12 protein-coding genes are annotated in these 14,213 nt (G+C 56.4%); 2 read left to right on the plus strand and 10 right to left on the minus strand.

The features are described 5' to 3' along the window. Window positions 1–130: 130 nt before the first annotated feature. Window positions 131–877: a sulfite exporter TauE/SafE family protein gene (locus tag AQ1_RS11615; RefSeq protein WP_042087470.1), complete on the minus strand. Its 747-nt coding sequence runs from the start codon at window positions 875–877 to the stop codon at window positions 131–133. 139 nt (window positions 878–1,016) lie between these two features. Further along, window positions 1,017–1,958 carry an NAD(P)-dependent oxidoreductase gene (locus AQ1_RS11620; protein ID WP_042087472.1) on the minus strand — a complete coding sequence of 314 codons (942 nt, stop codon included), beginning with the start codon at window positions 1,956–1,958 and terminating at the stop codon, window positions 1,017–1,019. A gap of 304 nt (window positions 1,959–2,262) precedes the next feature. Here AQ1_RS11620 and AQ1_RS11625 point away from each other — a divergent pair, with 304 nt between their 5' ends. Then, a complete protein-coding gene (locus AQ1_RS11625; RefSeq protein ID WP_042087474.1) occupies window positions 2,263–3,294 on the plus strand; it encodes a LacI family DNA-binding transcriptional regulator in 1,032 nt (343 codons plus the stop codon). Here the strand turns inward: AQ1_RS11625 and AQ1_RS11630 are convergent. The 6 genes from AQ1_RS11630 to AQ1_RS11655 all read right to left on the minus strand — a co-directional run bounded on the left by AQ1_RS11630 (window position 3,287) and on the right by AQ1_RS11655 (window position 11,938). Beyond that, entirely contained in the window at window positions 3,287–4,564 is a 1,278-nt protein-coding gene (locus AQ1_RS11630; protein ID WP_042087475.1) for a dihydrolipoamide acetyltransferase family protein, read from the minus strand. The two genes, AQ1_RS11625 and AQ1_RS11630, sit on opposite strands and share 8 nt — an antisense overlap. Window positions 4,565–4,587: 23 nt before the next feature. After that, window positions 4,588–6,036 carry an NAD-dependent succinate-semialdehyde dehydrogenase gene (locus tag AQ1_RS11635; protein ID WP_042087477.1) on the minus strand — a complete coding sequence of 483 codons (1,449 nt, stop codon included), beginning with the start codon at window positions 6,034–6,036 and terminating at the stop codon, window positions 4,588–4,590. A 3-nt stretch (window positions 6,037–6,039) separates the two neighbouring features. After that, window positions 6,040–7,017: an alpha-ketoacid dehydrogenase subunit beta gene (locus AQ1_RS11640; protein WP_042087479.1), complete on the minus strand. Its 978-nt coding sequence runs from the start codon at window positions 7,015–7,017 to the stop codon at window positions 6,040–6,042. After that, entirely contained in the window at window positions 7,005–8,015 is a 1,011-nt protein-coding gene (locus tag AQ1_RS11645) for a thiamine pyrophosphate-dependent dehydrogenase E1 component subunit alpha (RefSeq protein WP_042087481.1), read from the minus strand. Before AQ1_RS11645 ends, AQ1_RS11640 begins: the two co-directional genes overlap by 13 nt. 110 nt (window positions 8,016–8,125) lie before the next feature. Beyond that, entirely contained in the window at window positions 8,126–9,433 is a 1,308-nt protein-coding gene (locus AQ1_RS11650; RefSeq protein WP_042087544.1) for a M24 family metallopeptidase, read from the minus strand. A 189-nt stretch (window positions 9,434–9,622) separates the two neighbouring features. Continuing rightward, window positions 9,623–11,938 carry an NADP-dependent malic enzyme gene (locus AQ1_RS11655; protein ID WP_042087545.1) on the minus strand — a complete coding sequence of 772 codons (2,316 nt, stop codon included), beginning with the start codon at window positions 11,936–11,938 and terminating at the stop codon, window positions 9,623–9,625. 184 nt (window positions 11,939–12,122) lie between these two features. Between AQ1_RS11655 and AQ1_RS11660 the strand changes: the two genes are divergently transcribed. Beyond that, the gene (locus AQ1_RS11660) at window positions 12,123–12,476 is read left to right on the plus strand and encodes a DUF2794 domain-containing protein (RefSeq protein WP_042087548.1); all 354 of its coding nucleotides are present in this window, start codon (window positions 12,123–12,125) and stop codon (window positions 12,474–12,476) included. Between the two features lie 3 nt (window positions 12,477–12,479). Here AQ1_RS11660 and AQ1_RS11665 read toward each other — a convergent pair whose 3' ends face one another. Beyond that, window positions 12,480–13,226 carry a glutathione S-transferase family protein gene (locus tag AQ1_RS11665; RefSeq protein WP_042087484.1) on the minus strand — a complete coding sequence of 249 codons (747 nt, stop codon included), beginning with the start codon at window positions 13,224–13,226 and terminating at the stop codon, window positions 12,480–12,482. Window positions 13,227–13,231: 5 nt separating this feature from the next. Next, window positions 13,232–13,948 (minus strand): peroxiredoxin family protein, encoded by a 717-nt coding sequence (locus AQ1_RS14690; RefSeq protein ID WP_052371242.1) that lies wholly within the window; start codon window positions 13,946–13,948, stop codon window positions 13,232–13,234. Window positions 13,949–14,213: the final 265 nt, after the last annotated feature.

The following is a 14,213-nucleotide window of genomic DNA, read 5'->3' on the forward strand; positions in this document are numbered from 1 at the left end:
GCATGTGAAAGATGCCCCTTGTGGGCATCCATGAGAGACACCAATTAGGGCAAACGTTTGCATTTGTCAGGCTAACCGATGAAATTGCCAAGCGCAATAACAAAGATGTGATGCTCTTATGAAAAACAGGTTAACTTTGTGAAATAAACCCGGAATAAATCAGCTCGATTTCCATCAGGATGAATATGATCAGGAGGGCGATGCGAAATGTTTCCGCATTAAAGCGCCGCCCCAGCCACACCCCGATCTGAACGAATATCATCACCGGAACAAGGGCATAAAGGCCTTGGACCAAGCGGTCTATTGTCCAGAGATCGGCGACAAAAAGGGCCGTGATCTGGGATGCGGAAAAAAGGGTGAAAGAAAGCGCGATGGAAAACACAAAGCTTTGGGCGGTAAGGCCCAGGCCGGTGAGATAAGGCGCAATGAGGGGTGCGGAAATGCCGGTGGCGCCTTGAACAGCCCCGGATAAAAGGCCGAATATCGGCCCCAAAAAGGGTGTTTGGGGCATACGAAAGGATGGTTTCAGCACCAGTTGCAGCAGATAAAGCCCCAGCCACAGGGCCAGAATCCGGGTGAGGCTGCGATCATCCATGATCGCTAAAAGCCAGGTGCCCAAAGCCCCCCCAATGATCCCCGCAAGAAGAAACGGGGTCAGAAGCCGGGCGGGCGGGGCCTGACGACGATGGACAAAAACCAGCCAGCCATTGGAAAACAGGCTGGGCAGCACCATCAGCACCACCGCATGTTCAACGCCCAGATAGATCGATAATAAGGGCACCGCCAGCAAAGGCAGGCCGATCCCCGTTATGCCTTTCGAGATGCCCCCCAAAGCAAGGGCTGCGAATATCAAAAGAAGGGTGAGGGGATCATTCATCACGAGAGCGCATCCATTGCGGGATCAGGGCGGAAGGGGCCGTCATGATAGAGGGTGAGGCCCGCCCCTGTCCTTATGAAAGGGAACGGGCGGGCCGCAGCCATAGATATGGCTTTAAAAGACGGATGCGCGGAAGGCTTTATTTTTTCAGCCCGTCAGAAACGGTCATATTTTCAGATTTGAGGTCAAGGCCAGCGGCTTTGGCTTCAAGTTCCAAAAGGGCACCGAAATCGATATCCTCATAACCATGGCCGATCATCGCCTGCACCAGTTCACGGGTCATCGCGGTCAGGGGTTGGGGAACCCCCAGATCGCGGCCCGCCGCCAGCCCCAGATCCAGATCCTTTTTCAAAAGGGCGGGGGTGAAGGTGGGTTTCCAATCCAGATTGACGAAAGCCGGTGTTTTATAGCGGGTGAAAACCGATCCCATCACGCTTTTATTGATAAAATCGAGGAAGGCATGGCGCTTCACACCACCCTTTTCCGCCAGCACCGTAATTTCCGCAAGGCTTTGGGTCACCACACCCAAAAGGATATTGTGGCAGATCTTGACCATCCGGGCCAATTCGCCATCCCCCACATAAGACACGCCTTCGCCCAAGGCATCGAGCAGGGGCTCAACGGTTTTAAACGCCTGCTCCGGCCCGGAAGCCACGATCGATAACATGCCCGCTTCCACCACCTTGGCATTGCCAGAGACCGGTGCGGCGATCATGTCTGCGCCCCGTGCTGCCAGATCCTTGCGCACATCCGCTGAGCCTTCGGCGGAAACGCTGGAGCAATCCACATGGATTTTCGGGGCATGATCGGGATCGGATAAAACGCCTTCCGCGCCCGAGACGACCTGCTTGAGATCGGCGGGGCCAGAGACCATCGAGAAGGTGACATCGCAGTGCGCCAGATCGCGTGGGCTGTTGACGATTTTGGCGCCCAGGTCCGCCAGGGGTTCGGCTTTGGCGCGGGTCCGGTTGTAAACCGAAACTGTATATCCGGCCTTGAGCAATCGGCCTGCCATGGCATATCCCATGCGGCCCGTGCCGATCCAGCCGATATGAAGCTGTTCTTTTGATGTCCCTGACATGATGTGACCTTTCTTTTATTCTGAACCGGTTTTTAAAGGCTGCCTGCCCTTTGTGGTTCTGGCTGTTTGGCTGACAGGCATGAATTGCCCGCCGGCCGTGTGAAGTGGGTGTCGAAATCTGGCGCTTATGTTGTTACGCAAAGCTTTGCGTAGATATAGCCTGAAACATCCGTCTGTGCAACAGCTTTACAAGTCTGTGTGAAACAGAGTTTGTAAAATTTGACGCTTTGGCAAAATCGGCTATGAATAGCGAAGATGAGTGACAGGCGATCTGGCGACAAGATCAAAAACCGGGGATAGAGATATGGCACGAGCGCGGGCAACGCTGCGGGATGTGGCAGAGCGCTGCGATGTGCATTTGTCCACAGTCTCGCGGGTTCTTAATAATAAAAAAGGCTATGCCGTTTCCGAGGAAGTGGCCGATCGCATTCGCCGCACGGCGGCTGAACTGGGCTATAAAACCAATCCTTTTGCTTATTCCCTGCGCGTCAACCGGTCGTTCACTGTGGGGGTTTTGATCCCCGATCTGAGCAATCCCATTTTCCCGCCAATCATTCGTGGGATCGAACATCGCCTTGAGCAATCGGGCTATACCGCCATTCTGGGCGATACCGATAATCGTGTGGAGGAAGAGCGGCGCATCGTTGAGCGATTGAAGGCCCGGCAAACCGATGGCCTGATCCTTGCCACCGCGCATCGGGCTGATGATCTGATCCGCAGTTGCATCGATGAAGGCTATCATGTGGTGTTGATCAATCGCTCTTTGGATGATGATGCGGTGGCATCGGTGGTGAATGATGATGGAGCCGGCATTGCCATGGCGGTGCGGCATCTTCTGGATCAGGGGCATCGTAAGATTGCGCATATTGCCGGGCCTCAGGAAATTTCCACCGGCTTTCGCCGCTATCTGGCCTTCATGGAGGCGATGCAAAAAGAGGGGCTCGATCCTGATGAGGATCTGATCGCCTTTTGCCATAATTATAGCGAAAAAGAAGGATGGGCGGCCCTGCGCGGTTTGTTCGAGCGGGAAAAGCCATTCACGGCGGTGGTGGCGGCGAACGATCTGCTCGCCCTTGGCTGTTATGATGCCATTATTGAGGCGGGGCTTTCCTGCCCTGAGGATATTTCGGTCACCGGCTATAATGACATGCCCTTTTCCGACAAGTTCAAACCACCCCTCACCACGGTGCATATCCCCTTGCACAAGATGGGCGAAGAAGCCGCATCCGCGATGCTGAAACTGATTGAGCAAACGCCCGACAAGACGAGACAGCATAGGGTGACACCCCATCTCGTCGTGCGCGGCTCTACCGCCCGGTGCAATGGGCCTAGATGAATTCCGCCGCCCAATCGCGGGTTTCGATGATCTCTTTCACGCGATTGAGAAAAGCCCCGGAATAGGCCCCATCGACCACGCAATGATCAAAGCTTTGGGCCAGCACCCCGATAGGCCGAATGGCAATCTCATCGCCATTGGGGCCTTCCACCACCACGGGCCGCTTTTTGATGCCATCGGTCGATAAAATGGCCACCTGCGGCTGATTGATGATCGGTGCCGTGATGAGCGTGCCAAAGCTGCCATTATTGGTGATGGTATAGCCCGCGCCCGAAAGCTCATTGGCGGTCAACTGATTGCTGCGCGCCCGGTCGGCCAGATCCATGATCCCACGGGCAAGGGCGGGTACCTTCAATGCATCCGCATTGCGCAGCACCGGTGCCATAAGCCCTTTATGATCAAGATCGATGGCAAAGGCCATATCGATATGCCGATGCCGCAACAGGCTATCGCCATCCCGTTCAGCATTGAGATCGGGATAATCGGGCAAGGCAAGGCACACCGCCCGGGCAATGAAGGGCAGATAGGTGAGGGATGCCCCTTCGGCACTGCGCCACGCGCCTTTCATGAAGCTCCGCACCCGCTCAACACCGAAAAAATCGGCCTCCACCGCTTGCAGAACATGGGCCGAGGTGTTTTTCGACTGGATCATATTCTGGGCAATTTTGCGCCGCAGGGATGAGAAGGGCTGGCGCTCCACATCGCGCCCTGATGGCTTCACCGGGGGGAAGGCCCCGGGCATTGGGGCAGCGGCTTCTGGGCCTGCCCTATCGAGATGCTTCATCACATCATTGCGTTGGATGCGGCCATCGCGACCGGTGCCGGTGATGGCAGCGGGATCAAGATCATGATGGGCAATCAGCCGCCGCACGGCGGGGGAGAGGGGGGTGCCATCAGGTGCGGTTTTGGGCAGCGGCGCTTTCACCCGGCTGGGGGCTTTTGCGGACTCCGTTTTTGCGGTTTCTGCTTTTGCGCCTTTTGAACTTGCCGACTTCTCATCACCTGCCGATTTGTCATCGCCCGTCGCCTTCTCATCAGAAGCCGTGGAGATGACGCATAAAACCGTGCCCACCTTGGCTGTTTCCCCTTCGGCGACAAGGATATCCTTCATGACTCCGGCGACGAGAGATGGCACCTCGGTCGCCACTTTGTCGGTTTCGATCTCAAGCAGAATCTCATCGATGGCAACGCTATCGCCGGGCTTTTTATGCCATTGGGCAATGGTGCCTTCTTCTACCGATTCCCCAAGCTGGGGCATGATCACGTCCATAAGGTCACTCTCCTGCCAGCTTTTTACCAGCTCACTGCAATATATTTTTTTTCCAGAAATTCGAGCATGCCATCATGCGCGCCTTCACGGCCCAGCCCCGATTGCTTGACACCGCCAAAGGGGGCCGCCGGATCAGAAACCACGCCGCGATTAAGCCCCACCATGCCCGATTGAAGGCGTTCCGAGACCAGCAGGCCCTTTTTCAGATTTTCCGTGAAAACATAGGAAATCAGGCCGTATTCCGTATCATTGGCGCGCCGAATGACATCATCCAGATCATCGAATCGCTGGATCGGGGCGATGGGGCCAAAGATTTCATCCTGCAAAAGCAAAGCATCGGCACCGGGATCGCTGATCACTGTGGGATTATAGAAAAAGCCGCGCTGATCGGGCCTTGTGCCGCCGGTTTCCAGCTTGCCGCCGTGCGCCAGGGCATCCTCCACCAGCTTTTCCATATCATCGCGGGCCCCACGGTTCACCAGCGGGCCCAATTCCACCCCATCATCAAGGCCATTGCCCACTTTCAGCCCGGCCATCGCCTGGCTGAAGGCGCGGATGAAATCATCGGCAATGCCATCTTCCACAAAAAAGCGATTGGCCGCCGTGCAGGCTTCGCCGCCATTGCGCATTTTGGCGGTCATGGCTCCTTCAACGGCGGTATCGAGATCGGCATCATTGAAAATGATGAGCGGGGCATTGCCCCCCAGTTCCATCGAGCAATTCACGATGGTTTTGGCGGCATTGCCCAAAAGGATGCGCCCCACCCCGGTGGACCCGGTGAATGACAGCTTCCCCACCCGGGGATCATCCAGAATAGCCGGTACGATGGCCGATGAACGGGCCGAGGGGATCACATTCACCACCCCTTTGGGCACGCCCGCTTCTTCCAGAAGGCTGGCAATGGCCAGTGCGGTGAGCGGGGTTTCCGATGCAGGCTTTAAAATCACCGAGCAACCCGCCGCCAGCGCCGGACCGATCTTGCGGGTGGCCATGGCCGCCGGGAAATTCCATGGCGTGATCAAAAGCGCCACGCCCACGGGCTGCTGCAAAACCAGGATCCTGTTTTTGCCCGAAGGGGCGGTGGAAATATCCGATAGATTGCGCACGGCTTCTTCGGCATACCAGCGGAAAAATTCGGCGGCATAGGCCACCTCGCCCCTTGCATCGCGGAGCGCCTTGCCATTTTCAAGGGTGATGAGCCGGGCGAAATCCTCGGCCCGAGCGGTCATCAGATCAAAGGCCCGGCGCAGGATTTCAGCCCGTTCGCGGGGTGGGCGGGCCGCCCATAAGGGCTGGGCGGCATGGGCGGCCTCCACGGCGAGCAGGGCATCTTCTTTTGATGCCGATGCCACATCGGTGATGATCTCTTCGGTGGCGGGATCGATCACTTCGATCCGGGCGCCATCCAAAGACGGCCGCCATTCACCATTGATATAAAGACCCGTTTCCACAGGCATATTGGCTTTGGCCATGATTTACCCCAATGATTTGAGAATGCGATCTGTGATCCGATCAACGCTCGGGATGGTCATATCTTCCAGATGATCGGCGGCGGGCAAGGGAATGTGGGGCGTCGTGATGCGGGTGATCGGCGCATCCAGATCCCAGAACAGTTCCTCGCTCACAAGGCTGGATATTTCCGCCCCCCAGCCGCACAGCCTCGGGTTTTCCTCGACCGTGAACAAACGCCCGGTTTTGGAGACTTCCCGGAAGATGGTTTGGGTATCCAAAGGCACCAGCGATCTCAGGTCCACCACCGTTGCATGAATGCCATGCTCGTCCTTCAGGCGCTGGGCGGCTTCCACCGCGCGCGGCACCATATTGGCCAGTGCCACGATGGTCAGATCATCGCCCTGCACCAGAACTTTGGCTTCGCCCAGCTTATCCACATATTCGCCATCGGGCACTTCGCCCTTCACCGGATAAAGGGCTTTATGTTCAAAGAAAATCACCGGATCGGGATCGCGGATGGCGGCCGCCAAAAGGCCCTTCACATCGGCGGGTGATGAGGGGGCGACCACCTTCAGGCCGGGGATCATCATCGCCCAGTTTTCGATGCTTTGGCTGTGCTGGGCACCAAAACGCAGGCCGCCGCCATTGGCGGTGCGAATGACCAGCGGCAAGGACACCTGCCCATTGGTCATATAGCGGGTTTTGGCAATTTCATTGGCCACAATATCCCAGCAAACCGCGAAAAAATCGGAAAACATGATTTCCGCGATGGGCTTCAGGCCCACCATCGCCGCCCCCATGGCGGTGCCCAATATCGCCTGTTCGGCAATCGGGGTATCGCGCACGCGCGTCGGCCCGAATTGGTCCAAAAGCCCAACGGTCGCCTTGAAAACACCACCGGCAGCGCCGATGTCTTCGCCCAGAAACACGACATCCTCGTCGCGTTCCATTTCTTGCGCGATGCCTTGTGCCACCGCGTCGCGATACGTCAGTTCCGCCATGCCCAGCCTCCGTCAGCCCATACATCCTTCAAGATCAGATCTTCGGATGGGGGCGGTGCGTTTTTGGATTCTTCCGTGGCGGCATTCACTGCCTTTGCCACATCGTCTTCAATTGTCTTGATGGCCTCTTCACTGATCCCGAAATCCAGCATCCGCTGGCGGTAAAAGGGGATCGGGTCTTTGGCGATCCATTCCTTGACCTCGGCATCGGGGCGATATTTGCCCGGATCGGCGCGGCTATGGCCATGATGGCGATAGGTTTTGCATTCGATCAGGGATGGGCCATCGCCCGCCCGGGCCTTGGCAAAGGCTTCCTGGGCCACCCGATAAACGGCATCGGCATCATTGCCATCCACGATGATCGAAGGCAGGCCATAGGCCGAGGCCCGATCCGCCGCCGGATTTTTCACAGGCGTGACATCGCCAATGGCGGTATATTCCATATAGAGATTGTTTTCGCAGACAAACACCACCGGCAGTTTCCACACCGCCGACATCGAGACGGCTTCGTGAAAGGCCCCGATATTGGTGGTGCCATCGCCAAAGAAACACACCGAAACCTCGCCGGTTTTCTTATATTGGGCTTTCCATGCGGCCCCCATGGCGATGGGCAGATGGGCACCGATGATGGCATAAGAGCCCATCGCTCCCTTGGTGACATCGGTGAGATGCATCGAGCCGCCCTTACCGCCCAGAAGGCCGCAATCACGGCCCATCAATTCACCCAGAACGCCGGTCATCGAAGCGCCCCGGGCCAAAGTGTGGCCATGGCCGCGATAGGTGCAAAAGCTCCAGTCGCCGGGCTTCATGGCCACCCCGAAACCGGCGGCGATGGCCTCCTGGCCGATGCACAGATGGCTGGTGCCTTTGATCATATTCTGCAGGAAAAGGTCATAGGCGCGCTTTTCGACCTGTCGCACCTCCTGCTGTGTTCGATAAAGGGCAAGGCGGATGTCCTCGCCAATATCGTCATTTTTTCTCGTGGGTTTTTTTGCCAAGGATCCTGTCCTTTTCGTGATGGGCCCCGATCAAAGGATCGACGCAAGGCCGTGAAAGCTTCGGGGAAGGGTCGTGAAAAGCCCCGATCCCAAGGATCGGGGCGTATCGTTCAATAGCGGTTGGCGATGGGTAATTCCTGCGCCGGGAACAAGGTGATGACCTTGGCGCCATTGGCGGTCACCACCACTTCTTCCTCGATCCGGGCCGCCCCCGAGCCATCCTTGGCCGGGCAATAGGTTTCCAGCGCAAACACCATGCCTTCCTTGATTTCCATCGGATAATCCATGGAAACAAGGCGCGAAATGATCGGCCGTTCATGGAGGGCGACACCAAGCCCATGGCCAAATTGCAGGGCAAAGGCTTCCATTTCATTGGGAAAGCCGAAGTCTTCCGCCTTAGGGAAAGCGGCCGCGATATGATCGGTGCTGGCCCCGGGGCGCACCCGGCTCAGGGCTTCATCCATCCATTCCCGCGCTTTGGTATAGGCATCATGATGGGCGGGTGTTGCCATCCCCACATTGAAGGTGCGGTAATAGCAGGTGCGATAGCCCATATAGGCTTGAATGATATCGAAAAAGGCCTGATCGCCGGGGCGGATGATGCGATCGGTGAAATTATGGGGATGTGGCGCACAGCGTTCGCCGGATACCGCATTGATCGCCTCCACATCATCGGAGCCCATTTCAAACAGGCGCTTTGATGCCATGGCCACGATATCGGATTCCCGCACCCCGGGCTTGAGCTTTTCATAAATATCCTGATACACCCCATCGACCATCGCCGCCGCCGTATTAAGCAGCATGATCTCATCCCGGCTTTTGATTTCGCGGGCGTCAAGCATCACCTGCTGGCCATCGCGAATATCAAGGCCCAGCCTTTGCAGCTCGAACATCATCGGCGGTTCGATCACATCCACACCCACGGGCATATCGGCCACGCCCTGTTCGCGCAGAACATCATGAATTTCCTGCGCCGCCCGCTTGATCAGCCCCTGATCGGGGGGGATGGTGCCGCGCAGGCCCACATTCCCGGCATGACAGCAAACGGGCTGAAGCCAGGGGGCATAGATCCGGTGATGTGCCGCCGCCGAGCCGAAATCCCACAGATGCGGTTCGCCATTGCCGGTCAGCACCGTGTATCGGCAGAATTTATCCCGCGACCATTCCCCGATCATGGTCGAGGTGATGTAGCGGATATTGTTGTTATCAAAGCACAAAAGGGCGCCAAGCTCGGAATTGCGCAAAGCCTGCCGGGCGCGGGACAGGCGATAGCGATGCAGGCGCCGGAAATCGACCCGTTCCTCGAAATCCACATTCATCACGCCATGGGCATTCAGTCGCGTCCAATCATGATGGGGATTGATGTCATCAGGCAGAATTTCCAAACGATCCGAAACCGCCCGGGGCTTGTTCAACATGGTCTGTTCATGCTGATGATCGCGGGCTTTGTTATCGTGCGAATGCTTGTGGTCATCAGAGCTCATGATTTTCCCTCAGCCTTGTGTTGATGTGTGTACATGCAAACGTTTGCCTTATCATACACAGATAAAAACGCCCGTCAATGATCAGGATGCAAGATCTTTCAGTCCAACCGAAAGAGCGGCCCTTTAATCCTGTAAGGAATCGACCGAGAGAGAGCGGCGCAATTCCGGCGGATCAATGGCATCCACAAGGGCCAGAGCGCCGATATTCAACAGCCCCCGCGCGGTCACCGATGGGGTGACGATATGCGCCGGCTTTCTTGTGCCCAGAAGCAGCGGGCCGATGGGCAGGCCATCGCCCAGAACCTTCAGAAGCTCATAGGCGATATTGGCCGAATCGAGATTGGGCATCACCAGCAGATTGGCCATGCCATTCAATCGGGAATGGGGGAAGATATGATCGCGGATCGCTTCATCAATGGCCGCATCCCCATGCATTTCGCCTTCCACCTCCAGATCGGGGGCGGCTTCATGGAGCAGGGCCAGTGCCGTGCGCATCTTGGCGGAACTGGCTGATTTCGACGTGCCGAAATTGGAATGTGAAAGCAGGGCCACTTTCGGCTCCAGACCAAAGCGCCGCACTTCATCGGCGGCCAGCATCGTCACCTCGGCGATTTCCTCGGCGCTGGGATCATTGGTGATGAAGGTATCGCATAAAAAGAAGGTGCCTTTGCTCAGCATCAGAACCGAGAGCGCGGATGCCGCCTTCACCCCATCAGACAAGCCCACAATATCGAGAATATGATGAAGATGGCTGTCAAAACGCCCCACAGACCCGCACACCATGGCATCGGCCTCGCCGCGCTTTAAGGCCAAAGAGGCAATAGCGGTATTATTGGTGCGCATCACCGTGCGCGCTTCATCGGGGGAAACGCCCTTCCGTTCCATCAAAAGATGGTAAGCCCGCCAATAGTCGCCATAGCGGGCATCATTTTGCGGATTGACCAATTCGAAATCGCGATCAGCCCGCATCCGCAGGCCCAGCTTTTCGATCCGGCTTTCAACCACGGCAGGCCGCCCCACAAGGGTGATATCGCCCAGATTTTCATCGAGCAGGGCCTGAGCCGCACGCAAAACCCGCTCTTCCTCGCCTTCGGCCAGCAACAGGCGCTTTTTATGGCTGCGGGCACGCTCGAAAATGGGCTGCATCAAATTGCCAGAACGGAAAACAAAGGTATTTAATTGCGCGAGATAGGCATCGAAATCCTCGATAGGCCGACGGGCCACCCCGCTTTCCATCGCTGCTTTGGCCACCGCAGGGGCCACTTCGGTCATCAGCCGGGAATCAAATGGCTTGGGGATCAGATAGTCCGGCCCCAGCCGCAAGGGCTCGCCTTCATAGGCGCGGGCCACAACATCCGAGACTTCCTTATCGGCCAGAGAGGCAATCGCCTTCACCGCAGCGATCTTCATCGCTTCATTGATATCGCTGGCCCCTACATCCAAAGCCCCGCGAAAGATGAAGGGATAGCACAAAACATTATTCACCTGATTGGGGAAATCCGAACGTCCGGTGGCGATGATCGCATCAGGCCGGGCTTCGCGGGCCAGATCAGGCATGATTTCCGGCTCGGGATTGGCCAGCGCCATGATGATCGGCTGGCTGCCCATTTTCTTCACCATATCGGGCGTTAAAACCTTGGGTGCTGAAAGGCCCAGAAACACATCGGCATCGGCAATCGCATCATCCAGCGTGCGCATATCGGTTTGCCGGGCATAGCGGCTTTTATAGGGGTTCATGTCTTCCTTGCGGCCTTCATAAACCACGCCTTCGATATCGCACAGAATGATATTCTCGCGCTTCAGCCCCATCGAGACCAGCAGATCGAGACAGGCAAGGCTGGCGGCCCCGCCCCCGGTGGAGACCAGCCTGATCTCGTCGATCTTTTTCCCCACCACCTTCAAGGCATTATAGATCGCCGCCCCGGCCACGATGGCGGTGCCATGCTGATCATCGTGAAAAACCGGGATATCCATTTCCTTGCGCAGGCGCTCTTCGATGATAAAACACTCAGGCGCCTTGATATCCTCAAGATTGATCGCCCCGAATGTGGGGCCAAGGGCGGCCACCACCTTGCAAAACAGATCCGGGTCTTTGGCATCCACTTCGATATCGAAACAATCGATATTGGCAAATTTCTTGAACAGAACGGCTTTGCCTTCCATCACCGGCTTTGAGGCCAGCGGCCCGATATTGCCCAGCCCTAGAACCGCCGAGCCATTGCTGATCACCGCAACCAGATTGCCCCGGGCGGTGAGATTGGCGGCTTCATCGGGATCATCCATGATCGCCTTGCAGGCCGCTGCCACGCCGGGGGAATAAGCCAGCGCCAGATCGCGCTGGGTGACCAGCGGCTTGGTGGCGACAACAGCGAGCTTTCCGGGGGGTGACATGCGATGATAACGCAGGGCGGATTCATAAAGCTTATCTGTATCGGACATAAAATAAGACATTCGTAGCTGTGGACGGGATCTGATGCTGCATCTTATAGCGCAGCAATTTCACGAACGCACCCTGTGCGACAGGGATTTGCAAACTATTTTATGGCGCAGCGCAGCAAATGGGCCGGGACCAGCGCCTGGGTGCTTGCCAAGCCCCAGCACAGGACGCACAATAAAGGGGATGATGAATTTTCATGTGACACAAAATTCAGATGGGGTTGCCATCATGGGCCATCAGCCTGCGGTGATGTTTGCCCGCCCTGAATTGATGCGGATTCTCGATCTTTATGGTCGCTTTGTGGCCGCCGGGCTGTGGCGCGATTATGGCCTTCATGCCGGGCGGGATCAGGCGGAATTTGCCATCTTTCGCCGGACCAGCGAGCGACCGGCCTATCGTATCATCAAAATCCCCGCCCGGGCCAATCGGCAGGGGGCATGGCTGGTTTTGGGGATGGAAGGGCAGGTGCTGCGGCGGGGCCATCATCTTGATCAGGTGTTGCGCCTGTTTGATCGGCATCTGCTCAAATTGATCGATTGATCATCAGGGCACATAGGATGTGATCGCCTGATGGAAGCTGGGCCGCGCCTCTATTGTTTCATACCATGCAAGGGTGGCGGGATAGGCCGCCAGATCATGGCCCAGCTTGGTGGCCCGATGCACATTCACCACGGCGGAAAAATCGGCCAGGGTGATGGCATCCCCCGCAAGCCACGCGGTTTTTCCCAGTTGATCATTGGTGCGGGCGAGGAAATCCGCCACCGCCTCGTCATAGTGCTTCAGATCCTCGGGATCAAAACCATCAAGAAACCGACGGTAAAAAGCCACCAGATCGGGATTGCGCTGATGGGCGGCATAAAAGGCGCATTTTTCTTCTGTGGGCGGGAATTTATCGCGGAACAGGCGATCATAGGTCAGGCTTTTGATGCTCATCTGCAATGCATCGCCCAATTCCATCCAGGGCCTGATCCGCGCCGCTTCATCATGGGATGCGGGCATCAGCTTCGGGCCGGGGAAATGATCATCCAGATAGCGGATGATATCATGGGATTCAACGATCACCACGCCATCATGAACCAGTGCCGGCACCACCCCTTTGGGATGAATTCCCTGATAAAATGGGGTGAGATGCTCGAATTTCATCAGGTTGATTTCGTGGCTTTCCCAGGCGATTCCCTTTTCCGCCAGCACCAATCGGGTGCGCTGGGAACAATTGGAAAAAGGGCTGTGATAAAGGTGCACCCCTAAAAGCGATGCAGCCTCTTTGTTTTCTGGGGTGATGATGGGCATGAGGCTCAGGAATTCCTGAATTTGCCATGCTTGTTATAATAGTCATCCACCAGCTTGTGCCGCTTCATCAGCTTGGGCGTGGCAATGATGAAATCCCATAAAGCCAGAAAGCCGCCGGTCCACATGGTGCGCAGGGCCACCATCATACCGCGGCTGGCTTTCAGCTTGTGCATATCGGCATTTTCAACGGTATGCAGATGCTCGCGGTCGCTCAAAGCTTCGCGCACGCCATCCACCGTGGCCCAATTGCAGCGATAATGCACGATTCCATCGGGATTGATCACATAAACGATATTGGGCATCCCGCCATAAGCCTTGTGCATATCGCCCTCATAGGCATCGATATAAACCGGACGATCTTCCTCATAGCGGGGCGCGAGAAGGCTGGCCGCCTTCTTTTTCTCCTCGAAGGATTGATGCTGGCTCAAACGTTCGCCGGGATGGGCTTCGCGCACATAAACAACAATGAATTCCACATCCGGGAATTCGGCCCGCAGTTCCTTCATGCCGGGAATATTTTTGGTATACATGGAACAGGTGGCAGAGCCGGTTTCCACAACCACCCATTTGCCCTTGAAATCCGTTAGATGAACCGTGCTGCCATCCTGGGCTGTCAGCGCGAAATCCTGAGCCTTTTCGCCAGCCCTTGGGCCTTTGAACAGATCCCAATCATATTGTTTCACGGTAAAGCGTGGCGCATTATAGATCATCGGCTTATTCATAGCAGCGCATTCCTTTGATAGACCAACCCTTATCGAGCAAACGTTTGCACACTGTAACATAAGATTCTCCTGGATGAAAGCGTGGATCGGAATTTTTGAGGCACAAGGCCACAGCAGGGGGCCACGGTAAAGTGATCATCCCCGCTTTACGAGATGATCTGCGGCGAAAGTGACAGCGATCCTCATGCCGGTTGCAGAGCGGCGGCGATCGATCAAATTTTATCGGAAAATAAATGTTATATTAGGGATATTTCTTGGCAAACTC

It is taken from the genome of Iodidimonas nitroreducens (genome assembly GCA_000710935.1).
In the GTDB taxonomy this organism is placed as follows: domain Bacteria; phylum Pseudomonadota; class Alphaproteobacteria; order Sphingomonadales; family Rhodothalassiaceae; genus Iodidimonas; species Iodidimonas nitroreducens.

Bases quoted from the DNA above. Each gene is read 5' to 3' on its own strand.
- AQ1_RS11625 (WP_042087474.1), top strand. From the start codon at position 2,263: ATGGCACGAGCGCGGGCAACGCTGCGGGATGTGGCAGAGCGCTGCGAT.
- AQ1_RS11615 (WP_042087470.1), bottom strand. From the start codon at position 877: ATGAATGATCCCCTCACCCTTCTTTTGATATTCGCAGCCCTTGCTTTG.
- AQ1_RS11665 (WP_042087484.1), bottom strand. From the start codon at position 13,226: ATGCCCATCATCACCCCAGAAAACAAAGAGGCTGCATCGCTTTTAGGG.
- AQ1_RS11630 (WP_042087475.1), bottom strand. From the start codon at position 4,564: ATGGACGTGATCATGCCCCAGCTTGGGGAATCGGTAGAAGAAGGCACC.
- AQ1_RS11650 (WP_042087544.1), bottom strand. From the start codon at position 9,433: ATGTTGAACAAGCCCCGGGCGGTTTCGGATCGTTTGGAAATTCTGCCT.
- AQ1_RS11620 (WP_042087472.1), bottom strand. From the start codon at position 1,958: ATGTCAGGGACATCAAAAGAACAGCTTCATATCGGCTGGATCGGCACG.
- AQ1_RS11640 (WP_042087479.1), bottom strand. From the start codon at position 7,017: ATGGCGGAACTGACGTATCGCGACGCGGTGGCACAAGGCATCGCGCAA.
- AQ1_RS14690 (WP_052371242.1), bottom strand. From the start codon at position 13,948: ATGAATAAGCCGATGATCTATAATGCGCCACGCTTTACCGTGAAACAA.
- AQ1_RS11660 (WP_042087548.1), top strand. From the start codon at position 12,123: ATGAATTTTCATGTGACACAAAATTCAGATGGGGTTGCCATCATGGGC.
- AQ1_RS11635 (WP_042087477.1), bottom strand. From the start codon at position 6,036: ATGGCCAAAGCCAATATGCCTGTGGAAACGGGTCTTTATATCAATGGT.
- AQ1_RS11655 (WP_042087545.1), bottom strand. From the start codon at position 11,938: ATGTCCGATACAGATAAGCTTTATGAATCCGCCCTGCGTTATCATCGC.